This is a genomic window from Pantoea sp. BJ2 (genome assembly GCF_040255075.1).
Lineage (GTDB): Bacteria > Pseudomonadota > Gammaproteobacteria > Enterobacterales > Enterobacteriaceae > Pantoea > Pantoea leporis.
The window spans coordinates 2,126,465-2,150,439 of record NZ_CP158292.1; the positions used below are offsets into that span (position 1 = coordinate 2,126,465).

Here is a 23,975-nt window from a genome sequence, read left to right on the forward strand (position 1 = left end):
TAAAAGTTATTTTATTGATCCGGCAACAACTTTTCCGCTTCTGCCCTGTCGAAACTTAGGCTATCTTTAACCCAACTTGCTTTGGTTTTAGGAGATCGGCTTATGTCCCGGTACCAAAATATTCTGGTGGCTATTGATGCCCAGCAGGACGATCAGCCCGCGCTGCGTCGTGCGGTTTATCTCAATCAACGTATTGGCGGAAAAATCAAAGCTTTCCTGCCTATTTACGACTTCTCATATGAAATGACCACGCTGCTGTCGCCCGACGAGCGCTCCAATATGCGCAAAGGGGTGATCAGCCAACGTACCGAATGGATCCGCCAACAGGCCCAGGCATATATTGAGGCTGGCGTTGAAATTGAAATCAAAGTGGTTTGGCATAACCGTCCCTATGAAGCCATCATCCAGGAAATTCTGGCACATCAGCATGATTTAGTGCTGAAAATGGCGCACCAGCACGATCGCCTCGAAGCGGTCATCTTCACCCCGACGGATTGGCATCTGCTGCGTAAATGTCCATGTCCGGTATGGATGGTGAAAGATCAGGCGTGGCCCGAAGGCGGCAAAGCAGTGGTAGCGGTCAACTTAGCCAGCGAAGAGCCGCATCATGATGAGCTGAATCAGAAGCTGATTCGTGAAACCACGCTGCTTGCCGAGATGGTGAATCACACCGAAGTGCATTTGGTCGGCGCTTACCCCATCACCCCGATCAATATTGCTATCGAACTGCCCGACTTTGATCCCAGCGTTTACAACGACGCGATTCGCGGCCAGCATTTAGTGGCGATGAAAGCGCTGCGTCAAAAATTCTCCATCAGTGAAGAGTTCACCCACGTGGCGAAAGGCTTGCCCGAGGAAGTGATTCCGGATATTGCCTCGCATCTTGACGCCGGCATTGTGGTGCTCGGCACCATCGGCCGTACCGGTTTGTCAGCCGCGTTCCTGGGTAACACTGCGGAACAGGTGATTGATCATCTGCGTTGTGATTTGCTGGCGATCAAGCCAGACGATTTCAAATCGCCGATTGATCACGATGACGAAGAAGATGAAGACGATTGATTAAAAAAAGGGCGGCTCGCCATGGCCGCCCTACTTATTTCTACTCAGGGCGGTGAATCACATCACCGCCCTGCTTTTTTACAGCGCGCGCAGAATGCCTTCCACGCTCGCTTTTGCATCGCCAAACAGCATCTGCGTATTGTCTTTAAAGAACAGCGGATTCTGGACACCCGCATATCCGGTGCTCATCGAGCGTTTAAATACAATCACGTTCTGCGCTTTCCACACTTCCAGCACCGGCATGCCAGCGATTGGACTGCGCGGATCTTCCAGTGCGGCTGGGTTAACGGTGTCATTCGCGCCGATCACCAAAACGGTATCGGTATCGCTGAAGTCATCGTTAATCTCGTCCATTTCCAGCACCACATCGTAAGGCACTTTCGCTTCCGCCAGCAGTACGTTCATGTGACCCGGCAAACGACCGGCAACCGGATGAATACCAAAGCGAACTTTGATACCGCGCGCGCGCAGCTTTTCGGTAATCTCCGCTACCGGATACTGCGCCTGCGCCACCGCCATGCCATAACCCGGCGTGATCACTACAGAAGAAGAGGCTTTCAGCATTTCTGCCGTCTCTTCCGCCGTAATTTCACGGTGCTCGCCCACTTCATCGCTTTCGCCGCCCACGCTTACGTCGGTACCAAAACCACCGGCGATCACGCTAATAAAGGAGCGGTTCATCGCTTTACACATGATGTAAGAGAGGATGGCACCCGAGGAACCGACCAGCGCACCGGTAACGATCAGCAAATCATTGCTCAGCATGAAGCCTGCCGCCGCCGCCGCCCAACCGGAGTAAGAGTTCAGCATCGAGACCACAACCGGCATATCCGCGCCGCCAATTGACGCCACCAGATGCCAGCCAAACACCAGCGCAATGACGGTCATCAGCAGCAGCGCAAACACCTGCGCACCGGTGCTATCAGTTTGTACGAACCACAGCATCAGCAGGAAGGAAATCACCAGCGCCGCGAGGTTCATTTTATGACGATGTGGCAGCATCAGCGCTGATGAGGAGATCTTGCCGCGCAGTTTGCCAAACGCCACCAGTGAACCGGTAAAGGTCACCGCACCGATGAAAATGCCGAGGAACACTTCGGTCAGATGGATATTTTCCATCACCGGCGCGAGGCCCGGCGCGTGATCGATGTAGCTGTTGAAGCCTACTAACACCGCCGCCAAACCCACGAAGCTGTGCAGAATGGCAACCAGTTCCGGCATTTCGGTCATTTCGACTTTCTTCGCCAGACGCAAACCAATCGCACCGCCGATCACCATCGCCAGCAGAATCCAGGCAACGTTCCCGGTGTTCGGGCCAAAAATGGTAGCGAGCAGCGCAATCGCCATGCCGCTCATACCAAAAATATTACCCTGCTTGGAGGTCTCGTGTTTCGAGAGACCGGCAAGGCTGCAAATAAACAGAATCGCGGCAACAATATATGCTGCAGTAACTAATCCGCCAGACATGTTGCTACCCCTTAATTCTTACGAAACATTTTCAGCATGCGCTGGGTGACGGTGAAACCACCGAAGATATTGATGCTGGCGATCAGTACGGCGATAAACGACAGAATCGTGACCCAACCGCCGTGGCCCATCTGCAGCACCGCACCCACCACAATAATGCCGGAAATGGCGTTGGTGACGGCCATCAAAGGCGTGTGTAATGCGTGACTCACGTTCCACACCACGTAATAGCCGACCACGCAAGAGAGCGCGAACACGGTGAAGTGTGACAGGAAGTCCGGCGGCGCGACGTTGGCCAGGCAGGCAAACAGCACCACCGCCAATGCCAGCAGCAGATACTTGCGCCATGGTGAAACCGGTTTGGCTTCTGCCTTCGGCAGCGGCTGTGCGGCGGGTTGCGCTTTCGGCGCGGCGGAAACCTGAATCGGCGGCGCTGGCCATGTCACTTCGCCATCACGAATCACCGTCACCCCGCGCACCACCACGTCGTCGAAATCCACGGTAATTTCGCCGTTTTTCTCTTTACACAGCAGTTTCAGCAGGTTGACAAGGTTGGTGCCGTAAAGCTGTGAGGATTGCGTTGGCAGGCGACTTGGCAAATCGGTGTAACCGATAATCTTCACGCCGTTAGGGGTTAAGGTCACCTGATCGGCCACCGTCAATTCGCAGTTACCGCCGGTTTGCGCAGCCAGATCGACGATTACGCTGCCTGGTTTCATGCTGGCAACCATCTCGGCAGTAATCAGCTTCGGGGCCGGACGGCCAGGAATCAACGCGGTGGTGACGATAATGTCCACTTCTTTCGCCTGCGCGGCAAACAGCTCCATCTCTGCCTTAATAAAGGCTTCAGACATCACTTTGGCATAACCATCGCCGCTGCCTGCTTCCTCTTCAAAGTCCAGCTCAAGGAACTCGGCGCCCATACTCTGTACCTGCTCTTTCACTTCCGGACGCGTATCGAACGCACGCACGATGGCACCTAAACTGCCTGCCGCGCCGATGGCCGCTAATCCCGCGACGCCCGCACCGATCACCATCACTTTGGCTGGCGGCACTTTACCGGCAGCGGTGATTTGGCCGGTGAAGAAGCGGCCGAATTCATGAGCGGCTTCAACGATGGCGCGATAACCCGCGATGTTCGCCATTGAGCTCAACGCATCCAGCGCCTGCGCACGAGAAATACGCGGCACCGAATCCATCGCCATCACAGTGACGTTGCGTGCTGCCAGCTTTTCTAACAGCGCGGGATTCTGCGCAGGCCAGATAAAGCTCACCAGCGTGCTACCGGCGCGCGTCAGTTCAATCTCCTGATCGTCCGGCGCATTCACTTTCAAAACGATGTCCGATTGCCACACATCGTGAGTGTTAGTAATGGTGGCGCCGACGGCGATAAAGCTTTCATCATCAAAGCTGGCGCGAAGTCCTGCGCTCTGTTCAACGGTGACGCTAAATCCCAGCTTGATCAGTTGCTCAACGGTCTTTGGCGTGGCGGCCACGCGCGACTCGTTGGCTAACCGTTCTTTGGGTATCCCAATTAACATACTGTTTCCTTTCAACAATTAAAGGATGAGGTTCTGTAAGTGGCAAAAGTTCAAAAGCCGAAACAGTGTTTCAGCTTTTTATGAGCAAAATGCACAATGTAACAAAGTCTTTATAACCTACTGAAAATATGAAGAGTGATCCACAGCGATAACGCCCACTTATGACATTCACACAAATATTCAGACACAAAGATTGAATGCCATGTTTTGCCACTGCATTTGGTGTTTATTAAAAAATATTCTGCTGCGTAAAATCGTGTCATGTCGAATTAAGTGTTTTTAAAAACCTTTAATTAACAATGCGTTAACTATTATGGCACTAAGTGTTACCAGAATAAGTGGTTATCTGTGCAAAAAAGAGCCGTAACAGAAGTCAATGACAGGTCGATGAATAAACGGCAGAGATTGTCAATGTTATGCGCTTAAATTGGCTGAGACAGGCCGATTATTACATGCAATAATCAGCGGCTAATCTGTTATACATCAAGAGTCCAGCACGTTTTCGTACTCATTTTGCGTAAGGCGAAGGATCATTTTTATGAAGCTGAAGAACACCATTCTGGCGTCAACCTTGTTATCACTGCTGGCAGCGAATGCGTTTGCTGCTAAAGAGTTAACGCCAGAGCAAGCGGCCGCGTTGAAACCATTCGAACGTATTAATATCAGCGGCCGTTTCAATGCGATTGGCGATGCAACTGATGCCATCTCCAAACAAGCCGATGCCAAAGGCGCTGACTCTTTCTATGTTCAGGGTATTAATGATAGCAACGGCAACGGCGGTAACTGGCGCGTAACGGCTGATTTGTATAAAGCTAACGCACCGAAAGCGGATGACTCCACTAAATATCGCACCTTCTTAGGCGTGAAAGAGCTGCCGAAAGCAGAAGCCTATCGCCTTGAGCCGTATGACACCGTATCGGTAAATGGCTTCTTCTCCAGCCAGCCAGATGTTAATGAAGCGATTGCCAAGGCAGCCAAAAATAAAGGTGCGGCATCGTTCTTTATCGTGCGTCAGGTTGATGCTAACAACGGCGGCAACCAGTACGTGACCGCGTATGTTTACAAGGCTGATGCGCCAGAGCGTAAAGTACAGAATACCTCTGATTCAATCCCAGCAGATTCTGAAGCCGGTAAAGCAGCACTGGCCGCTGGTGGCACCGCCGCCACTAAAGTGGCCATTCCTGGCGTGGCCTCTTCGGATACCCCAAGCCGCAACGTTGGTCGTTTCTTCGAAACGCAAAGCTCAACCGGCCAACGTTACACGGTGAAAACTGCCGATGGCCGTAGCGTGCAGGAAGTGAATGCGATTACTGCTGCGCAGATGCAGCCGTTTGACACCATCACCTTCTCCGATCACTTTGGTACCCCAACCGAAATCTCGGAAGCGGTTGGCAAACGCGCAGTGGAAAAAGGCGCTAAGTACTACCACATCACGCGTCAATGGCAGAACCAGAGCGGCGGCAACCTGACCGTCACCGCCGATCTGTTCAAGTAATAGCGATTAAGGGCGGCGTCCGCCGCCCTTTTCAAAATCTCCTTCATACTAACTGCATAATCTGTGCGCAGATTTGCATAGTCTTGCATTGCCTTCCCCGTTTGCACTCCGTAAAATCTGCCGCCTGTTTTTAGGGGATTCCGTTTCAAAGTTGGCTCATTGCCACGCGACACTCCAGCGGAATCGTCACCACCCAGCATACTCTGCTGTTTAGGATGGGCGTTTTGGATAAAAAATTAGGTCTTAGTGCGCTCACCGCGTTGGTACTCAGCTCTATGCTGGGCGCTGGCGTGTTCAGCCTGCCGCAAAATATGGCAGCGGTTGCCGGCCCGGCGGCGCTGCTGATCGGCTGGCTCATCACCGGCGTTGGCATCATCTTCCTGTCGCTCGCCATGCTGTTGCTGACGCGGCTGAAACCAGAGTTGGATGGCGGCATCTTTACCTATGCGCGCGCCGGCTTTGGCGAGCTGATGGGCTTCTGCTCGGCGTGGGGATATTGGCTGTGTGCGGTCATTGCCAACGTCTCTTATCTGGTGATTGTCTTCTCGGCGCTGAGTTTCTTTACCGACACGCCGGATCGCGTGGTGTTTGGTGATGGCAATACGTGGCAGGCGATGCTCGGCGCGTCGGTGCTGCTGTGGCTGGTGCATTGTCTGGTGCTGCGCGGCGTGCAAACTGCGGCCAGCATTAATGTGCTGGCGACCCTGGGAAAACTGGTGCCGCTGTTGCTGTTTGTGGTGCTGGCGCTGCTGGCATTCAACTACGATCGCTTCCGCTTTGATTTCAGCGGCGTGGAACTCGGTCAGCCGCTGTGGCAGCAGGTGAAGCAAACCATGCTGATCACCTTGTGGGTATTTATTGGTGTGGAAGGCGCGGTGGTGGTTTCTGCGCGTGCGCGTAATAAACAGGATGTCGGACGCGCCACGCTGATGGCGGTGCTGGCCGCGCTGCTGGTCTACTTGCTGGTTACGCTGCTGTCGTTAGGCGTGATTCCGCGTGCCGAGCTGGCGCAGATGCGCAACCCTTCTATGGCGGGTTTGATGAAGCATTTGCTCGGTCATTGGGGCGATGCGGTGATTGCGGTCGGATTGATTATTTCGGTGTGCGGCGCTTATCTGAGCTGGACGATTATGGCCGCTGAAGTGCCGTTCCTCGCCGCACAACAAGGTGCCTTCCCGCGCAGCATCGCGCGTCAGAACCGCCACAACTCCCCTTCGGCGTCGTTATGGCTGACCAACGGCAGCGTACAGGTTTGCCTGATTTTGATCGCCTTAACCGGTGCGGATTACAACACGCTGCTGACCATCGCTTCAGAAATGATTTTGGTGCCCTATCTGCTGGTGGGTCTGTATCTGATTAAGGTGGTGCGCGGGCAGAACAAACCCTGGGCGATGTTTACCGGCGTCGGTGCCAGCGCGTATGGCATTTGGCTGCTGTATGCGTCGGGTCCTTTGCATCTGCTGCTCTCTGTTGTGCTCTATGCGCCTGGATTGCTGCTGTTCCTGTTTGCACGACGCGGCGGCCGTGGCGACAAGGTGTTGTCACAGCTGGAGCGCATCGCGATTGTGTTGTTGATTGCGGCGTCACTGCCCGCGTTGTGGCAGCTAACGAATTAGTGCGGCTGGACGGGAATGGAAACGCACAGCAGGTCATCCTGCTGTGTCAGATTGAGCGGCTTACGGTATTCCTGATGAATAGCGTCAAGCTGCTCCGCTGACAGCGGATACGGCAGCTGAATATCAAAGCGGCTGATGTGTTGTTGTTCGGCCAGGGTTATCAAACGCGCGATATTAATCTCGTCGCTCACCTGTGTTGAAATGATTTGTAATGCTAATTCTTTCAGATGGTCGTCGCTGGCCTGAAGATTGTGCGCCGATTTACGCGTCACCATGCCAAAAATAGGCATCACGCCATAAATGGCATCGACAAAACTCCAGCGTTTTTTGCAGGAAGCGGAGAGAAAATCACTGTAATTGAAGCAGATGCGATCACTGTATCCGGCTGAAGCCAGCTCTTTATCAGACACTCTCGCACTCCTCCTGTTTTTCGTTACGGTTCCGAACCTTGCGCGACAACGCGCCGCTAATGATGGCACATTTCACGGTATACATACCAGTCACGCAGGGATATTTCGTGCGGTAGCGTAGAGCTCAGGACCAGGAAAAGCTATGCTGCTGAGATTCTCATCCGTCACAGTGAATTATGAACAAAATCGTCTATGTGGAAGATGAGCCAGAAGTGGGCGAACTGATCGCCGCTTATCTTGGCCGCCACGATATTGAAGTAATTGTTGAAACGCGCGGTGACCGCGCCGAAGCCACCATCGCCCTGCACGATCCCGATTTAGTGATGCTGGATATCATGTTACCCGGCAAAGATGGCATGACATTGTGCCGCGATCTGCGTGCTAGCTGGCAAGGTCCGATTGTGCTGCTCACCTCGCTCGATAGCGACATGAACCACATTCTGTCGCTGGAGATGGGCGCTAACGATTACATCCTCAAAACCACGCCGCCGGCGGTGTTACTGGCGCGCCTACGTTTGCATCTGCGTCAGGCGCATGCCGGTCAGCCGGAAGTGACGCCCGCCCTACAAAGCTCACAACGCGTGCTGCGTTTTGGTTCCCTGACCATCGACTCGCTCAATCGCCAGGTGACGCTGTTTGAGGAGAATATTGTGCTATCCACCGCCGATTTCGATCTGCTGTGGGAACTGGCGAATCACGCCGGACAGATCCTCAATCGCGATGCGCTGCTGAAAACCCTGCGCGGCGTGACCTACGATGGCATGGATCGCAGCATCGACGTGGCAATTTCTCGCTTACGCAAAAAACTCTACGACAGCGCCACCGAGCCATTCCGCATCAAAACCATCCGTAACAAAGGCTATCTGTTCGCGCCGCAGGCCTGGGATACCCGTTCCGCATGAGAAAGCTCTTTATTCAGTTCTATTTGCTGCTGTTCGTCTGTTTTCTGGTGATGACGCTGCTGGTTGGGCTGGTGTACAAATTCACCGCCGAACGCGCCGGACGCCAGTCGATGAACGACTTGATGGCCAGCTCGCTTTTTTTGATGCGCAGCGAACTGCGCGAGATCCCACCGCGCGACTGGAGCAAAACCATTCGCAGCCTCGATCTTGACCTGTCGTTTGATCTGAATATCGAGCCGATGAGCAAATATCAGCTGGGTGATGCAGACATGAAGCGCCTGCGCGCCGGGGAAATCGTGGCGATTGACGATCAGTACACCTTCTTACAGCATATTCCGCGCAGCCACTATGTGCTTTCCGTTGGCCCGATTCCGTATCTTTTCTATCTGCATCAGATGCGCATTCTGGATATCGCGCTGCTGGCATTTATCGGGATGTCGCTGGCGCTGCCGGTGTTTATCTGGCTGCGTCCGCACTGGCAAGAGATGCAGCGGCTAGAGAAAGCCGCGCAGCGTTTTGGCCGTGGCGAACTCGACGTGCGCACCCATTTTGAAAGCACCTCTAGCCTGCACAGTCTTGGCGTGGCGTTTAATCAGATGGCGGAGAACATCAACACGCTGGTTGCCAGTAAGAAACAGCTGATTGACGGCATCGCACACGAGTTGCGTACGCCGCTGGTGCGACTGCGCTACCGGCTGGAGATGAGCGATAACCTCACCGCCACGGAATCCGCCGCGCTGAACCGCGATGTGGGCCAGCTGGAGAGTTTGATTGAGGAGTTGCTGACGTATGCGCGCCTCGATCGTCCGCGCGTTGATCTTCATCTGCAATCCTTCGATCTTGCGCAATGGCTACGTGTACATATTGAAGACGTGCAAACCATGAATCCTCAGACGCAGATTGCGCTGGATATCCCGCAGCTGGAGAACGTCGGCAGCGCTGATACGCGCCTGATGGAGCGTGTGCTGGATAATCTGGTGAATAACGCCCTGCGTTATGCGCAACAGCGCCTGCGCGTCAGCTTATGGTTTGATGGCGCGCTGGGCTGTTTGCAGGTGGAAGACGACGGTCCGGGCATTCCGCAGGAAGAGCGCGCCCGCGTGTTCGAACCTTTTGTACGCCTCGATCCAAGCCGCGATCGCGCCACCGGCGGTTGTGGTTTGGGTCTGGCGATCGTGCACTCCATTGCGCTGGCCATGCAGGGAAAAGTGTCGATTGAGAGCAGCCCGCTTGGCGGCGCCAGCGTTCGCTTTTGCTGGCCGGTTGATCTACCCTTGCGGGACATTGCGCCACGCTTACCGTCATAAGGAGCTTTTTACGTGACTTCAGCTTATCAAGAACTTAGCCGCACTTTTCAGCGTCTCTCCCGCTTTGGCCATTTAGGCGCCATTGCCGGTGTCGATATGCAAACCACTATGCCGCCGGGCGGCAGCCAGGCGCGCGGTGAAGCGATGGCCGAACTGAGTGTGTTCATGCACGAAGTGCTGACCGATAAACGCCTCGGCTGGCTGTTTGATGCCGCGCAGCAGGAATCATTGAATGATGTCGAGCAGGTTAACCTGAGCGAGATGCAGCGCGCCTGGCAGCAAGCGACGCTGCTGCCCGCCTCACTGGTTGAAGCCAAGTCGCTGGCCGGTTCGCGCTGTGAACACGCCTGGCGTCAACAGCGTCCGGCGAACGACTGGCAAGGTTTCTCAGCCAATCTGAAAGAAGTGGTCAAGCTGAGTCGTCAAGAGGCGCAGCTGCGTGCCGATGCACTCGGCGTATCGCGCTACGACGCGCTGCTGGATGTGTTTGAGCCTGGCATGACCAGCGCGCAGCTGGATCAAACCTTTGGCGATCTGAAAAGCTGGTTGCCTGACCTGCTACAAAGAGCAGTGGCGAAGCAGCAGCAAACCCCGATCGCGCAGCCGGTGGGGCCGTTCGCTATCGAATCGCAGAAACAGCTCGGCCTGAGCGTGATGAAAACGCTGGGCTTTGATTTCAATCACGGTCGTTTAGATGTGAGTGCGCACCCGTTCTGTGGCGGCGTGCCGGAAGATGTGCGTATTACCACGCGTTACAACGAGAACGACTTCCTCAGTGCCATGATGGGCGTGATCCATGAAACCGGCCATGCGCGCTACGAGCAGAATTTGCCAAAACAGTGGCGCGGTCAGCCGGTGGCGCAGGCGCGTTCTACCGCGATTCATGAGTCACAAAGCCTGTTTATGGAGATGCAGCTGGGGCGCAGTGAAGCCTTCCTGCAACATATCCATCCGCAGGTGGTGGCGCTGATGGGCGATCAGCCTGCGCTGGCGCTAAACAACTTTATCCGTCAGGCGCAGCGCGTGAAGCCGGGCTTTATTCGTGTCGACGCTGATGAACTGAGTTATCCGGCGCACGTGATTTTACGTTACGAAATCGAGCGCGCGCTGATTGAAGGCGAGATTGAAGTTGAAGATATCCCGGCGCTGTGGGACGAGAAGATGCAGCAATCGTTGGGCATTGATACGCGCGGTAATTATCGCGATGGCTGCATGCAGGATATTCACTGGACCGACGGTGCGTTCGGCTATTTCCCAACCTACACCTTGGGTGCGATGTATGCAGCCCAGCTGTTCCACGCGGTGAAGCGTGCCATTCCGCAGGTTGAGACGCTGATCCAGCAAGGTGAGTTGCAGCCAGTGTTTGACTGGTTACAGCAGAACATCTGGCAGCACGGCAGCCGTTTCCCAACGCAGCAGCTGCTGATCAATGCCACCGGCGAAGCGCTGAATCCGCGCTATTTCCGTCAGCACCTTGAACAACGTTATCTCTCTGAGTAAACTGCGCGGCGGCCGATGCGGCCGCCCTTTTCACTTCCTTTACGCCGCTTTGTACAATCCGTTACACGCCGATACCAATGCCTCACGGAAAGCCTGAATTGTTTTTCATATAGTGTTTTCACCGGCCCCGCAGTGGGCTACACATGAAAAAATAGTTCGAGGATTTTGCAATGAAAAAATTATTTGCACTGGTGATCGCCGCTGCTATGGGTATGTCTTCTGTTGCTTTCGCTGCTGAGACCACAGCTGCTCCAGCAACGCCAGCAACCACTGCAGCGCCAGCGAAACACAAAGCAGTACATCATAAGAAACCTGCTGCTCAGAAAGCGCAGGCTGCTAAGAAGCACAAAAAAGTAGAGAAGAAAGCGCCAGCTGCACAGAAAGCTCAGGCCGCTAAAAAGCATCATAAAAAAGCAACCAAGCCAGCGGCTCAGAAAGCCCAGGCTGCGAAAAAGCACCACAAAAAAGCGACCAAGCCAGCTGCACAGAAAGCTCAGGCTGCTAAAAAGCACCACAAAGCAACCAAGCCAGCTGCACAGAAAGCTCAGGCTGCTAAAAAGCACCACAAAGTAACCAAGCCAGCTGCGCAGAAAGCTCAGGCTGCTAAAAAGCATCACAAAGTGAAAAAAGCAGCTAAATAAGATCGCCTTTAGCGCCAACACCGTATTGATGATTGAAAACACCCGGTTATGCCGGGTGTTTATTTACTGGAGTAGCGAAAAATGGTGCGTCGCTATCGCTTCGAAATTATTCTGATTGTGATGATCCTCTGTGGCATAGTTGCAGCCAGCTTTTTTATCTAGTCGTTGTAGCGTGCTGATTACTCCAATATTTCTCCCTTTTTCACCGCTCACCGACTATAGTTATCGCTCAAGCGTGATGACAACAACTTCTACTTATTCTCGCCATTGAGAGAACTATGCGCCTGGCTATCCTGTTACTCGTTGGTCTTTTCAGTTTTACCCACACAGCACATGCCGATGATGAAGATGGGCCAAGCCCGGAAGACATCAAAACGTTGTTCTTTGGCAAAGATCATCGCCAGGCGATTAGCGACGTGAGCGCCGCGCCCTGGGATGCCATCGGTCAGTTAGAGACCGAAAGCGGTAACCTCTGCACTGCCACCTTGATTTCTGCCCATCTGGCGTTGACCGCCGGACACTGTTTATTGGCTCCGCCCGGCAAGTTTGATAAGCCGGTGGCGCTGCGTTTTATGGCCAGCGCGAAAGGTTGGCGCTACGAGATTCATGATATTGATGCGCGCGTTGAACCCTCTTTAGCGCGCCGGTTGCAGGCAGACGGCGAAGGCTGGATCGTGCCGCCGGGAGCCGCACCCTACGATTATGGGCTGGTTATTTTGCATAATCCGCCCTCCGGCATTGTGCCGATTCCATTGTTTGAGGGTTCGCGTGGCGATTTAACCGCCGCATTGAAAACCACGCAACGTAAAGTGACGCAAGCCGGATATCCGGCCGATCATCTGGATACGCTCTATTCGCACAGCGATTGTTTAGTGACCGGTTGGGCACAGCGTGCAGTGTTGTCGCATCAGTGCGATACCTTGCCGGGCGACAGCGGTTCGCCGCTGCTGTTGAAGAACGGTGATGAGTGGCAGTTGATTGCGGTACAGAGTTCAGCACCCGCGCCGGCCGATCGTTACCGTGCCGATAACCGCGCGATTGCGGTGCCGTCCTTTAAAGATAAGCTGGAAGAGTTAGCCCAGTAATTCTGCGCTCTCAGGCAAAAAGGCGGGGCCGCTACGTAACGTCGTCGTGGACCCATCCCTGGGGCCTCTGCACCGTCTTGCCGTTTTCTTCGCGAATTTTGCGATGTTAAAACCGCGCTGTTTCGTAGCGGCGCGATTTATCGCGCCATCTAACAATTAACTCAACTGCTCCATCGCCTGCAGAATACGCTTATCCGAAATTGGATAAGGCGTGCCCAACTGCTGGGCGAAATAGCTAATTCGCAGCTCTTCCAGCATCCAGCGAATCGCCTGCACGTCGGCATCATCCTGACGCTGGGGCGGCAATTTATTCCGCCACGTCTGCCAGGCTTGCTCCACCGCCTGCACTTTCAGCATACGCGCACGATCGCTGTGAGGATCGACCGGCAGCTTCTCGAGACGACGCTCAATACCTTGCAGATAGCGCAGCGTATCACCGAGACGCGACCAGCCATTGCCGGTGACGAAACCGCGATACACCAGGCCATTCATTTGCGCTTTGATATCGCCTAACGCCAGCGCCAGCGACATATCCACGCGTCCTTTAAGGAACTTGTTGATATTGAACACGCAGGTCAGGATCTGTTCGACCTGTTTGGCGATGGTGACCACGGTTTCATTCAAATCAGCACGCACTTTGTCGCGCAGCTGTTCGAAGTTTTCCTGTTGCCACGCCGGGCCGCCCGCCTCCGCCATCAGCTTATCCACGCCGCAGGCGATGCAGTCATCGATCAGTTCCAGCACTTTGCCGTAGGGATTGAAGTACAAACCGAGTTTGGCTTTGTTCGGTAGCTTCTCGTGCAGATACTTGGTTGGCGACGGAATGTTGAGCAGCAGCAGGCGACGCTGACCGCGCCACATCATTTTCTGCTGTTCCACTTCGCTATCGAACAGGCGAATCGCCACGCTGTCCTTTTCATCCACCAGCGCCGGCCAGGCTTTGACCTGATAGCTGCCGCGCTTCTGTTCGTAGCTTTGCGGCAAATCGCCAAAGCTCCAGATGTGCAGACCGCTCTGTTCCAGGCCATCATCCGCCACTTTCGACAGCGTTTCCTGCACTTTGCCTTTCAGCAGCAGCCGCAGCTGATGCAGATTTTTGCCTTCCTGCAGCTTACGGTTGTGCTCGTCAACCACCCGGAAGGTCATTTTCAGGTGATCGGGCACCTGATCCCACTGCCAGGCTTCCCGGTCAATGGTGACGCCGGTCATGCGGCGGAATTCGCGTTCCAGCGCATCCAGCAACGGCAGTTCCATCGCCGTAACGCGACCGAGAAACGCTTCGGCGTAGTTGGGCGCGGGTACCAGATTGCGGCGCACCGGCTTGGGCAGCGATTTGATCAGCGCGATAACCAGTTCGCGGCGCACGCCAGGAATTTGCCACTCGAAACCGGTCTCTTCGATTTGGTTCAGCAGCGGCAGCGGAATGTGCACCGTCACGCCATCGGCATCCGCGCCCGGTTCAAACTGATAGCTCAGTTTGAGTTTCAGGTTGCCTTGATGCCAGAAGTTGGGGTAATCGAGCTGGCTGACTTTGTCCGCGCCGTCTTTGATCAGCATTTGCTTATCAAAGCTCAGCAGATCCGGATTCTCTTTGCTGGCCTGCTTCCACCAGCTATCGAAATGGCGTGCAGACACCACGTCGCTGCCGATGCGGCGATCGTAGAAAGCAAACAGCGTTTCATCATCGACCAGAATGTCGCGACGACGCGATTTGTGCTCCAGATCTTCAATTTCGTTGCGCAGTTTCAGGTTATTGCGGAAGAACGCGTGACGCGTCTGCCAATCGCCCTCCACCAGCGCATGACGGATAAACAGCTCGCGGCTCAGTTGCGGATCGATGCGGCTGTAATTAACCTTACGCGCCTGCACAATTGCCAGGCCGTAAAGCGTCACTTTTTCCGTCGCCATCACCGCTCCCTGTGCTTTTTCCCAGTGCGGTTCGCTGTAACTGCGTTTAATCAGATGCTGCGCCAGCGGTTCGATCCATTCCGGATCGATACGGGCGGCAACGCGGCCCCATAAACGGCTGGTTTCCACCAGTTCCGCCACCATGGTCCACTTCGGCGGCTTCTTAAACAGCCCGGAACCGGGGAAGATGGCGAAGCGCGCGTTGCGAGCGCCGGTAAACTCCTGCTTGTCGTTATCTTTCTGACCAATATGCGACAACAAACCGGTAAGCAAAGCGCAGTGCACTTCACGATACGGCGCAGGTTCGCTGTTGACCGGCATCCCCTGTTCCCGCACCACCTGACGCAGTTGCGTGTAGATATCCTGCCATTCACGCACGCGCAGATAGTTAAGGAACTCGGTTTTACACAAGCGACGGAAGTGATTGCTGGAGAGCGCTTTTTGCTGCTCCTGCAGATAATTCCACAGATTTACGAAGGCGAGGAAATCAGACTCTTTATCCTCAAAACGACGATGTTTTTCGTCAGATGCCTGCTTTTTATCCGAAGGACGCTCGCGCGGGTCCTGAATCGATAGCGCCGCGGTGATGATCATCGCTTCACGTACGCAGCCAAATTTTTGCGCTTCCAGCACCATGCGCGCCATACGCGGATCGACGGGCAACTGCGCGAGCTGGCGGCCCGAAGGCGTCAACTTGTAGGTTTCGTCTTCACTCAGCGTGATGGCACCCAGCTCTTCCAGCAGGCGCACGCCATCCTGAATATTGCGCTTGTCCGGTGCTTCGACAAATGGGAAGGCAGCAATATCGCCCAGTCCCAGCGCGGTCATCTGCAGAATCACCGAGGCGAGGTTAGTACGCAGAATTTCAGGATCGGTAAATTCCGGACGGCTGAGGAAATCATCCTCGGAATAGAGGCGAATACAGATACCTTCCGAAACGCGGCCGCAGCGCCCTTTTCGCTGATTAGCGGAAGCCTGCGAAATCGGCTCAATCGGCAAGCGCTGCACTTTAGTGCGGAAACTGTAGCGGCTGATACGTGCGGTGCCAGGATCGATAACATATTTGATGCCAGGCACGGTCAGCGAGGTTTCCGCCACGTTGGTCGCCAGCACGATGCGGCGTCCGCTATGCGACTGGAACACGCGGTTTTGCTCGGCGTTCGACAGGCGCGCATACAGCGGCAGAATCTCGGTGTGCGCAATATCGCGCTTCATCAGCGCATCGGCAGTATCGCGGATTTCGCGCTCGCCGCTCATAAAGATCAGGATATCGCCGCGGCTCTCTTGTCCAAGCTCATCGACCGCATCAAAAATCGCCTGCAGCTGATCGCGATCGGTGTCGTCAGCCTCTTCCACCATTGGGCGATAACGTACTTCGACCGGATACGTCCGGCCGGACACTTCAATCACCGGCGCATTGTGGAAATGGCGTGAGAAGCGCTGCGGATCGATGGTCGCTGACGTGATAATGACTTTTAAGTCGGGACGACGCGGCAAAAGTTCGCGCAGATAGCCGAGCAGGAAATCGATGTTCAGACTGCGTTCGTGCGCTTCATCGATAATGATGGTGTCGTACTGCAGCAACAGGCGATCCTGCTGGATTTCCGCCAGCAGGATACCGTCGGTCATCAGCTTAACCTGGGTGGTTTCGCTCACCTGATCGTTAAAGCGCACCTTGTAACCGATGGTGCCGCCGAGCGAGGTTTCCAGCTCATCGGCAATGCGGTTGGCCACGGTGCGCGCCGCCAGACGACGCGGCTGAGTATGACCAATCAGCCCTTTAACCCCGCGCCCCAGCGCCAGGCAGATTTTCGGCAGCTGCGTGGTTTTACCCGATCCGGTTTCACCCGCAACGATCACCACCTGATGCTGACCGATCGCATCAGCAATGTCCTGCTGCTTCTGACTTACCGGCAGGTTGTCCGGGAAAGTGATGCGCGGTGTCGCCGCCGTGCGCTGCGCCAGGCGCTGCTCCGCCGCGACAAATTCCGGCTCCAGTTCAGCCACAATGCCCTGCTGCGCCGCAGGATTTTTCACCTTTGCAGCGCCCAGCAGTCGACGTCGCAGACGTTGACTGTCGCGCAGCGTCAGATTATCGAGCCGCGGCCAGAGGGAGGCTAAAGGTGAAGAGTCGGATGATGACATAGCGATGCGTACCTGTTGTTGCAGCGGGCAGATGATTTCCCGGCGGATTCAAGCAATTAATGGTCGGCATCATAGCACAATTTGGAACACCTGCCTGAACGGGACGTGCGAGGTTATTCAATTATTTCGAACATTGATCTCGAAATATTGCGCTTTTACCCCGCGGGCTAACTCCGTACAGTGTAAAGCATTGAGCGGTAAGCCAACCGCGTAACGCACAGGAAAATACCATGAGCAAAGTTTTAGTTCTGAAATCAAGCATCCTCGCTGGTTACTCTCAGTCAAATCAACTGGCTGACTTCTACGCTGACGAAGCACGCGCTAAAGGTGACTCTGTTACCGTACGTGATTTAGCCGCGCAGCCGATTCCGGTGCTGGATGGTGAGCTGGTTGGCGCGCTGCGCCCATCCGATGCCCCACTGTCACCACGTCAGCAGGAAGCGCTGTCTCTCTCCGATGAGCTGATTGCTGAACTGCAAGCCCATGACACCGTGGTTATTGCCGCACCCATGTACAACTTCAACATTCCAACTCAGTTGAAAAATTACTTCGATCTGATTGCCCGCGCTGGCGTGACCTTCCGTTACACCGAAGCAGGTCCGGAAGGTCTGGTGACCGGCAAACGTGCGGTGATCCTCTCCAGCCGTGGCGGCATCCATAAAGATACGGCCAGCGATCTGCTGACGCCATACGTGAAGCTGTTCCTCGGCTTCATCGGTATCACTGACGTGGAGTTCGTGTTCGCGGAAGGCATCGCTTATGGTCCAGAAGTGGCGACCAAAGCGGCTAACGATGCAAAAGACGCCATCAAACAAATCGTTGCTGCGTAATCATTTTTTTCGCATGATCAATGCCCGTCAGGCTTAACCGGCGGGCATTTTTTTTGCTGTTGTTTTTCAGCACAGCGAAAGGAGATGAAGTGACACAACACAATCAATATGGTCAGCCTATCGGTTTTGCGCTACCCGACTGGCAACCCGCAATCTTCCCGCCCGCTGCTATTCTCACTGGCCGCTTTTGCCATCTCACACCGCTTCAACTCAATCACGCGCCTGCCCTGCTTACCTCCTTTTTGCTGGCACCCGACGATCGCGACTGGACCTGGCTTGGCGCATCGCAGCCGCAATCGTTAGCCGAGATGAACGATTGGATTGCTAACAAAATAGGTGACCGTGGATTGGTCAGTTATGCGGTGATCGATCAGGCTAATCAGCAAGCGGTTGGCGCGGTCTGTTTCGCCAATATCGACGTGCAGAACGGCGCGATTGAGATTGGCCATGTGACCTGGTCGCCGCTGATGCAGCGCAACGTATTGGGCTCTGAAGCGTTATATCTGCTGTTGCAGCAGGCCTTCGCGCTCGGTTATCGCCGCGTGGCTTGGCGTTGTGATTCCCTAAATCTGGCTTCACGACGCGCCGCTGAACGTATCGGCTTTACCTTTGAAGGTCGTTTTCGTCAGGCCATGACGCGCAAACAGCGCAATCGCGATACCGATTGGTTATCGATCATTGATGGTGAATGGCCGCCGATTCAGCAGGCTTTAAGCCAATGGCTGGCGGTGGAGAATATGGATCAGCACGGACGCGAAAGGCAAAAGCTGCGCTGCTTTTTCTCCGCAAATTGACGTTGTCTATACTGACTCGCTGTTATCCACGCAATTTAAGAGGTACTCATGTCCAAGGTATTTATCATTGGCGGCGCAGGCAACATTGGCCGTCGTCTGGCATCACTGCTGGCCGCAAACGGGCACGTTGCGCGCCCGCTGTTTCGCAAAGCGGAACAGGAGCAGCCTTTGCGTGAACGGGGTGCGGAGCCGGTTAACGGCGATTTAACCGCGCTGGACGCAACATCGCTGGCCGCGCTGATGAAGGGCAGCGATGTGGTGGTCTTTACCGCCGGTGCCGGTGGCAAAGGCGGTGAAGAGATGACGAACGCCATTGATGGCAAAGGATTAACTACCGCAGTTGCTGCCGCGCAGCAGGCCGGCATCTCACGCTTTCTGCTGGTTTCGGCTTTCCCTGAAGCCGGCAGAAACAAAAACCTCTCCGCCAGCTTCGAAAACTACATGCGCGTGAAGAAAGCAGCAGATGTCGAGCTGGCGCAAAGCGATCTGGATTGGGTGATTTTACGCCCCGGCACGCTAACGGATGAGCAAGGCCAAGGCCGGGTGCGCGCTGGTTTGGCCATCCCGTATGGCGATATTCCTCGCGATGACGTAGCGGCGACGCTGGCTGAAATCATCGATCAACCGGCGGTCAGCCGGATGATCATTGAATTAACCGGCGGTGAAGTGCCGGTGTATGAAGCGGTTAAGCAACTGGCAACACGCTAGCGTCTTCAACCATCTGCTTCATCCAGCGAACGCAGATGGTCTTTTTTGTTTAGCGTCATCAGCGCCGGAATACTGATTGCAGCCGTGACCATGATGTACCAGGCGGGGATATCCAGATTCCCCGTTTGCTTAATCAGGGAGGTGATAATCAGTCCGGCACACCCCGAGAAAACTGCGTTAGAGAGTGAATAGGCCAGCCCCAGCCCGGTATAGCGGACGCGCGTGGGGAACATTTCAGCTAACATTGCCGGGCCCGGTCCTGCCAGCAATCCCACAATTCCACCCGCCACAAACACCACCAGCGCCTTGATCAACAGCGTTGAGGAATCGGCCTGCAACACTTTCAATAACGGTAATGCCAGCACCAGCAACAAACATGCCGCGATAACCATCACGCTGCGGCGTCCGATTTTATCGCTAAGCATGCCCGCTGGAATGATGGTGGCGGCAAAGCCAAGATTGGAGATCACCGCAATCAATAGCGCCTGGTTAAAGCCGGTGTGCAGCGAAGATTGCAGATAGGTTGGCATGATCACCAGATAGGTATAGCCCGCCGCTGACCACACCATCACGCGGCTGATTGCCAGCAAGATAATCCTGAGCGTCGCGCCAAAACTGGCGCTGACCGCCATTGGCTGATGCGCTTTTTGCGTTTGCTGCTGACGCACGAAGCTGGGCGTTTCTTCCATGCTGTAGCGCAGCCACAGCGCCACCATCCCCATCGGCAAGGCGAGGAAGAAGGGAATGCGCCAGCCCCAACTGTGCATCTGATCCACACTCAACACCGCCGACAGCAACGCGACAATGCCAGCGCCCGCCAGCAGGCCCAACGCCACGGTGAATGATTGCCAGGCACCGTAACGTCCTCGCTGCCCTTTGGGGGCAAACTCTGTCATCAGTGACACCGCACCGCCGTATTCCCCCCCAGCAAACAAGCCCTGCAGAATACGCAGACCGGTAATGATCAGCGGCGCCGCCACACCAATGCTGGCATAGGTGGGAATAATGCCGATCGCGGTCGTCACCAGCGTCATCATGATCAAGACAAAAATTAGCGTCGGCTTGCGCCCAATACGATCGCCCATGCGGCCAAAAAATATTGCGCCCAACGGACGGAAGAAAAAGGCAATGGCGAAGGAAGCGTAGGTCAAAATAATGCCGGTCAGCTCGGCTTCGCCTTGCAGGCGAAAGAAGTTCTGCGCGATCACCGTCGCGAGAAAGCCATAAACCGCAAACTCGTACCACTCAATGAAATTGCCCACTGAACCGGCGATTAAGGCGCGCTTCTGTGCATCCGTTGTCGTTTGAGGCATTGGCATTTTAAGCTCCCAAAAAGATTATCTGCGGATAAACCTTACTTACGCAGCCACTGCCCATTGATGCCGCGCACATACTCGCCGCTACCTGCGCGGTTCACCAGCTTTTCGCCGGCGATGCGCGCCACTTCGCTGGCAGTCAGGTTATTTTGCTGCGCCACGCGCTGATATTGCTGCAGGCGGCCATCGTTGATGCGCTTGACCAGCGCCAGCGTTTCTTCGTCCTGCTGACGCGCCGCCACATAGCCGCTGAGCGTTTCGCCCACGCGCCCCTGTTGACGCGCCTCATCCAGCGTGAGCGCCCAGGCAGACGGCATCAGCAGCAGCGCCACAAGCAGCGCGATCCCCTTGCGTTTCATCATGCTTCTCCTCAAAACAGTCCGCTCTGATTCTTCAGCAGCGCTTCCACATCTTTATCCACCTTGATGTGAATCTCATGCTCAATTTTGACGTTCATATTGATGGTGATGGGCTCTTTCGGCGCCGCAACTTCAATGCGCGGCACGCAGCCAATCAGCGGCAGCCAGGCTGCCAGCACCAGTAATGCCCTGAGGCTCATGGTTGGGGATCCTTCTTCGAGGGTAAGGTGGCATTTTGCTCCACCCAGGATTGCAAATTATCGCCAAAGCGCAGGCTGCGCCACAGCTGGAACAAATTTTCCTGATGCCGGTAGTTCAGATTAACGGTCTGTCGGCGGTTACTGAACTGGCTAACGCCTTTCACTTCCGATTGCATGATTAGATTGCCGAAGTTATCCAGATCGATAGTGGCCCATGAACGCGAGATTTCCATGTAGCGCAGCCAATCCAGCGCCGCTCCGGCCGCAAAGTTATTGCTGACAATCGCGTCCGCCATATCTTTATCCAGCCGGAAGGTGAGCGGACCGCTGTTGGCGATCCAGCCCTTTTCAACCAGCCATTGCGGATTATTCACCCACAGCGGCAATTCGCCATTGACCTTGCCAGACATGGCAAACTGCTTGGGTTTGATCGCGCTGACCAGCTTGCTGAGATTGATCTCCTTCAGCGAGACGCGCGCCGCTTGATGCTGTGGCATGCGCAGTTCGGGCATGCTGACGTGTCCGCCTAACAGATCGAGATTGACGTTGCTGAGCGTTAGCGGCTGGCGCTCCTGCCATGGATAGTGACCTTGCAAATCAGCGGTGATGTTTTGCAGTGAGAACTGATTTTTTACTTCGGCGATACGCAGTGAAACCGGGCCGCGCCGTCCAAGCTGCCATTGATGATCCTTCAGCCGAAACGGCAGCGAGAAATCGATGCCGTTGATTTCACTGTCCGGCATCCACAGGCTGCCGTTTTTCACCGTCCAGTGACCGCCCGCTTCAAAGCCCTGCTCGCTAGCCGCCGAGAATGCCACCTGCGCGCGCAGTTCACCCGACTGGATACGCATTTTTAAATCGCTGCTGAGCAGTGGCTGGAACACCGTCAAAGATTGCGCCGGCCACCAGGCTTCGCCGCGCAGACGTTCGCCGTCCCAGCGGCCATGCACGCGTACCGGGCCAATATCCTCCGCCGTCAGCTGACCGCGCCAGATAAACTGGCTGGGATCGCTGCCTTTGGCTTCAAAATTAAGTTCTGATGGCGGCAGCCAGCCGCCGTAGCTGAACTGGGTTTGACCGGATTTGAGCGTGAAGCCACCGTTAAACGCCGGATGCGAGGGATCGCGCTGCCAGCGCACCGGCGCATTGAGCGTCAGGCGCGGTTTAGCCACTTGCACCATGCCGTACGCCAGCTGATCGAAACCGGTATTCAGCGTGTCGAGGCTGATCAAAGTGTCCTGCCAGCTGCCGGTGCCCTTCACGTCCCATTTGGCGGTGAGCGGCTCGATCAGGCCGTCCCCCCAATAACGCCAGTTCCACACGCCGCTGTCGGGCCAGAAATCGCTGGCGCGGCCATCGAGATGCAACCTGAAGCGACTAAAGCTGGGATCGTGTGCCTTAAGTATCGCCTGCAGGCGACCATTAATTCCGCTCGACGCCACCGTCACGCCCGCCAGCGGCCAGCGCGCTTCATCCACTTCCAGCGTTGAGAGCAAGCGACCGCGCAAACGCAGCAGCGCGCCTTGTTTCAGGGTCAATTGCGGATCGGTCAGCACGCCGTGCAGTAAGCCCGGCATGCTGCCAAACAGCTGCAGATCGGCGAATTTGCTCTCGCCGGTCAACTGGAACGGCAAGGCGCTATCGACCATGCTCAGTTTGCCCGGGCCAACGCTCAATACCAGATTGCCTTTGCCGCCGCGCCCTTGCGTCAGCAAATTAAATCGCCCGCTGACCAGCGTGTTTTCCAGGCCTTGCTGCCAGTTTTCCAGCGTTAGCGCCACGCCACCTGATAGCGGTTGATCGGCCTGCGGCCAGCGCCATTGACCTTGCGTAATACGAATCTGCCGCTCATCGACCTGCCACGGCAGCTGCAGCAGCGGCTGATCGTCATCCTGCTGCTTCACCGTCAAGGTGCCTTGCTGTTGCTGCCAGTTGAGCGCCAGCGCTAGCGGCTGCGGCCACTGCACAATATTGAGGTCAGCGCTGAGTTCGCCCGCTACCGGCAAACCATCGGCAAAGGTTGGCAAGGTGACATCGCCATGCAGGTTGAGCGGTTTGGGCAGTAAAGGATGACTGAGCTGCAGCTGGGCAATCTGCAGCAGCTGGCCTTGCAACCGCGCATCCACACTCAGGTTGTCGCCCTGATAATGCAGCCGCTGCACATCGTTATTTAAGGTGAGATCGAAACGTCCGGCATATTGTTGCCACGGCAGAATGGTGATTTTTTGCAGGTGGACATCGGCGCCAGGCAACATCTTCTGCCAGTCAGTCAGGCTGCGCGGCGCACCGCTGGCTTCGCTGTGCGGCAGCGATTGCAGGCAGTCGCTATTGAGTTGGACTTCTCCCGCGCTAAGTTGCCAGCGCTTTTGCTGCCAGCCGAGCGCCGCATCGCTGACGTTTGCCAGTACACAATCGCCCGCCAGATAGCGCACCGCCGGGAAATGCAGCGCGCCTTGCTGCCAGCGCGGCGTGCCGTTAAGTTCCACTCGGGTGTTTTCAGGCAGCCAGATACCGGCCAGACGCGGCAACCATTGCGTGAGCGTCAGCAGCAATCCCAATAGCAGCAGTATCAGCGCCAGCAGCGCAGCAAGTGTTCGGCGAAGGCCACGCGTCATGGCAGTTAACGTTCCTGTTCTTTACACAATCCTGACGAGGAGCCAAATGATGGCATGTTACGTCCGGCAAATGAAGG

The 23,975-nt window shown here is 55.4% G+C and carries 19 protein-coding genes; 11 read left to right on the top strand and 8 right to left on the bottom strand.

Annotation, left to right across the window (positions count from 1 at the left end; translation table 11 throughout):
* The first annotated feature begins 102 nt into the window (after window positions 1-102).
* On the top strand, window positions 103-1,059 hold the full coding sequence (uspE, locus tag AAF463_RS09815; protein ID WP_101764321.1) for a universal stress protein UspE: 957 nt from the start codon (window positions 103-105) through the stop codon (window positions 1,057-1,059).
* A gap of 78 nt (window positions 1,060-1,137) precedes the next feature.
* Here uspE and pntB read toward each other — a convergent pair whose 3' ends face one another.
* Together pntB and pntA are read right to left on the bottom strand one after the other, a co-directional pair.
* On the bottom strand, window positions 1,138-2,526 hold the full coding sequence (gene pntB / locus AAF463_RS09820; protein WP_137385846.1) for a Re/Si-specific NAD(P)(+) transhydrogenase subunit beta: 1,389 nt from the start codon (window positions 2,524-2,526) through the stop codon (window positions 1,138-1,140).
* Between the two features lie 11 nt (window positions 2,527-2,537).
* Complete coding sequence (gene pntA / locus AAF463_RS09825) at window positions 2,538-4,067, bottom strand: Re/Si-specific NAD(P)(+) transhydrogenase subunit alpha (RefSeq protein WP_101764319.1); 1,530 nt, start codon at window positions 4,065-4,067, stop codon at window positions 2,538-2,540.
* A 538-nt stretch (window positions 4,068-4,605) separates the two neighbouring features.
* On the opposite strand from pntA, the gene ydgH reads away from it, so the two are divergent.
* A complete protein-coding gene (ydgH, locus tag AAF463_RS09830; RefSeq protein WP_217546543.1) occupies window positions 4,606-5,562 on the top strand; it encodes a DUF1471 family protein YdgH in 957 nt (318 codons plus the stop codon).
* Window positions 5,563-5,786: 224 nt separating this feature from the next.
* Window positions 5,787-7,178: an amino acid permease gene (locus AAF463_RS09835; protein WP_192233953.1), complete on the top strand. Its 1,392-nt coding sequence runs from the start codon at window positions 5,787-5,789 to the stop codon at window positions 7,176-7,178.
* On the opposite strand, the gene AAF463_RS09840 is transcribed toward AAF463_RS09835, so the two are convergent.
* Entirely contained in the window at window positions 7,175-7,588 is a 414-nt protein-coding gene (locus tag AAF463_RS09840) for a hypothetical protein (protein WP_008106403.1), read from the bottom strand. The two genes, AAF463_RS09835 and AAF463_RS09840, sit on opposite strands and share 4 nt — an antisense overlap.
* Before the next feature lie 176 nt (window positions 7,589-7,764).
* On the opposite strand from AAF463_RS09840, the gene rstA reads away from it, so the two are divergent.
* The 5 genes from rstA (at window position 7,765) to AAF463_RS09865 (ending at window position 13,023) form a co-directional block, all read left to right on the top strand.
* Window positions 7,765-8,490 (top strand): two-component system response regulator RstA, encoded by a 726-nt coding sequence (gene rstA / locus AAF463_RS09845; protein WP_101764317.1) that lies wholly within the window; start codon window positions 7,765-7,767, stop codon window positions 8,488-8,490.
* Window positions 8,487-9,797 carry a two-component system sensor histidine kinase RstB gene (gene rstB, locus AAF463_RS09850; protein ID WP_350260658.1) on the top strand — a complete coding sequence of 437 codons (1,311 nt, stop codon included), beginning with the start codon at window positions 8,487-8,489 and terminating at the stop codon, window positions 9,795-9,797. The genes rstA and rstB overlap by 4 nt, the downstream gene beginning before the upstream one ends.
* Window positions 9,798-9,809: 12 nt before the next feature.
* Window positions 9,810-11,297: a carboxypeptidase M32 gene (locus AAF463_RS09855; protein ID WP_350260659.1), complete on the top strand. Its 1,488-nt coding sequence runs from the start codon at window positions 9,810-9,812 to the stop codon at window positions 11,295-11,297.
* 170 nt (window positions 11,298-11,467) lie between these two features.
* Window positions 11,468-11,938, top strand: a complete 471-nt coding sequence (asr, locus tag AAF463_RS09860) for an acid resistance repetitive basic protein Asr (RefSeq protein WP_007888004.1) — start codon at window positions 11,468-11,470, stop codon at window positions 11,936-11,938.
* A 278-nt stretch (window positions 11,939-12,216) separates the two neighbouring features.
* Window positions 12,217-13,023, top strand: coding sequence for a serine protease (locus AAF463_RS09865; protein WP_137385851.1), 807 nt, complete (start codon window positions 12,217-12,219; stop codon window positions 13,021-13,023).
* Between the two features lie 156 nt (window positions 13,024-13,179).
* On the opposite strand, the gene hrpA is transcribed toward AAF463_RS09865, so the two are convergent.
* Window positions 13,180-17,076, bottom strand: a complete 3,897-nt coding sequence (gene hrpA, locus AAF463_RS09870) for an ATP-dependent RNA helicase HrpA (protein ID WP_222182195.1) — start codon at window positions 17,074-17,076, stop codon at window positions 13,180-13,182.
* 230 nt (window positions 17,077-17,306) lie between these two features.
* Here hrpA and AAF463_RS09875 point away from each other — a divergent pair, with 230 nt between their 5' ends.
* The 3 genes from AAF463_RS09875 to AAF463_RS09885 all read left to right on the top strand — a co-directional run bounded on the left by AAF463_RS09875 (window position 17,307) and on the right by AAF463_RS09885 (window position 19,408).
* Window positions 17,307-17,906 carry an FMN-dependent NADH-azoreductase gene (locus tag AAF463_RS09875; protein ID WP_110866220.1) on the top strand — a complete coding sequence of 200 codons (600 nt, stop codon included), beginning with the start codon at window positions 17,307-17,309 and terminating at the stop codon, window positions 17,904-17,906.
* A gap of 89 nt (window positions 17,907-17,995) precedes the next feature.
* Complete coding sequence (locus AAF463_RS09880; RefSeq protein ID WP_350260660.1) at window positions 17,996-18,700, top strand: GNAT family protein; 705 nt, start codon at window positions 17,996-17,998, stop codon at window positions 18,698-18,700.
* Between the two features lie 48 nt (window positions 18,701-18,748).
* Window positions 18,749-19,408 carry an NAD(P)H-binding protein gene (locus AAF463_RS09885; protein ID WP_350260661.1) on the top strand — a complete coding sequence of 220 codons (660 nt, stop codon included), beginning with the start codon at window positions 18,749-18,751 and terminating at the stop codon, window positions 19,406-19,408.
* A gap of 5 nt (window positions 19,409-19,413) precedes the next feature.
* Here AAF463_RS09885 and AAF463_RS09890 read toward each other — a convergent pair whose 3' ends face one another.
* The 4 genes from AAF463_RS09890 to AAF463_RS09905 are packed head-to-tail and all read right to left on the bottom strand — an operon-like array spanning window position 19,414 to window position 23,898.
* Window positions 19,414-20,727, bottom strand: coding sequence for an MFS transporter (locus tag AAF463_RS09890; RefSeq protein ID WP_101764308.1), 1,314 nt, complete (start codon window positions 20,725-20,727; stop codon window positions 19,414-19,416).
* 35 nt (window positions 20,728-20,762) lie between these two features.
* Window positions 20,763-21,083: a YdbL family protein gene (locus AAF463_RS09895; protein WP_277974925.1), complete on the bottom strand. Its 321-nt coding sequence runs from the start codon at window positions 21,081-21,083 to the stop codon at window positions 20,763-20,765.
* A gap of 11 nt (window positions 21,084-21,094) precedes the next feature.
* Window positions 21,095-21,283 (bottom strand): YnbE family lipoprotein, encoded by a 189-nt coding sequence (locus AAF463_RS09900; RefSeq protein ID WP_008106429.1) that lies wholly within the window; start codon window positions 21,281-21,283, stop codon window positions 21,095-21,097.
* A complete protein-coding gene (locus AAF463_RS09905; RefSeq protein WP_350260662.1) occupies window positions 21,280-23,898 on the bottom strand; it encodes a YdbH family protein in 2,619 nt (872 codons plus the stop codon). Before AAF463_RS09905 ends, AAF463_RS09900 begins: the two co-directional genes overlap by 4 nt.
* Window positions 23,899-23,975 lie beyond the last annotated feature (77 nt).

Excerpts from the sequence above, each read along its gene's own strand:
- uspE (WP_101764321.1), top strand. The coding sequence starts at position 103 with ATGTCCCGGTACCAAAATATTCTGGTGGCTATTGATGCCCAGCAGGAC.
- pntB (WP_137385846.1), bottom strand. The coding sequence starts at position 2,526 with ATGTCTGGCGGATTAGTTACTGCAGCATATATTGTTGCCGCGATTCTG.
- pntA (WP_101764319.1), bottom strand. The coding sequence starts at position 4,067 with ATGTTAATTGGGATACCCAAAGAACGGTTAGCCAACGAGTCGCGCGTG.
- ydgH (WP_217546543.1), top strand. The coding sequence starts at position 4,606 with ATGAAGCTGAAGAACACCATTCTGGCGTCAACCTTGTTATCACTGCTG.
- rstA (WP_101764317.1), top strand. The coding sequence starts at position 7,765 with ATGAACAAAATCGTCTATGTGGAAGATGAGCCAGAAGTGGGCGAACTG.
- rstB (WP_350260658.1), top strand. The coding sequence starts at position 8,487 with ATGAGAAAGCTCTTTATTCAGTTCTATTTGCTGCTGTTCGTCTGTTTT.
- asr (WP_007888004.1), top strand. The coding sequence starts at position 11,468 with ATGAAAAAATTATTTGCACTGGTGATCGCCGCTGCTATGGGTATGTCT.
- AAF463_RS09865 (WP_137385851.1), top strand. The coding sequence starts at position 12,217 with ATGCGCCTGGCTATCCTGTTACTCGTTGGTCTTTTCAGTTTTACCCAC.
- hrpA (WP_222182195.1), bottom strand. The coding sequence starts at position 17,076 with ATGTCATCATCCGACTCTTCACCTTTAGCCTCCCTCTGGCCGCGGCTC.
- AAF463_RS09875 (WP_110866220.1), top strand. The coding sequence starts at position 17,307 with ATGAGCAAAGTTTTAGTTCTGAAATCAAGCATCCTCGCTGGTTACTCT.
- AAF463_RS09885 (WP_350260661.1), top strand. The coding sequence starts at position 18,749 with ATGTCCAAGGTATTTATCATTGGCGGCGCAGGCAACATTGGCCGTCGT.
- AAF463_RS09890 (WP_101764308.1), bottom strand. The coding sequence starts at position 20,727 with ATGCCAATGCCTCAAACGACAACGGATGCACAGAAGCGCGCCTTAATC.
- AAF463_RS09895 (WP_277974925.1), bottom strand. The coding sequence starts at position 21,083 with ATGAAACGCAAGGGGATCGCGCTGCTTGTGGCGCTGCTGCTGATGCCG.
- AAF463_RS09900 (WP_008106429.1), bottom strand. The coding sequence starts at position 21,283 with ATGAGCCTCAGGGCATTACTGGTGCTGGCAGCCTGGCTGCCGCTGATT.
- AAF463_RS09905 (WP_350260662.1), bottom strand. The coding sequence starts at position 23,898 with ATGACGCGTGGCCTTCGCCGAACACTTGCTGCGCTGCTGGCGCTGATA.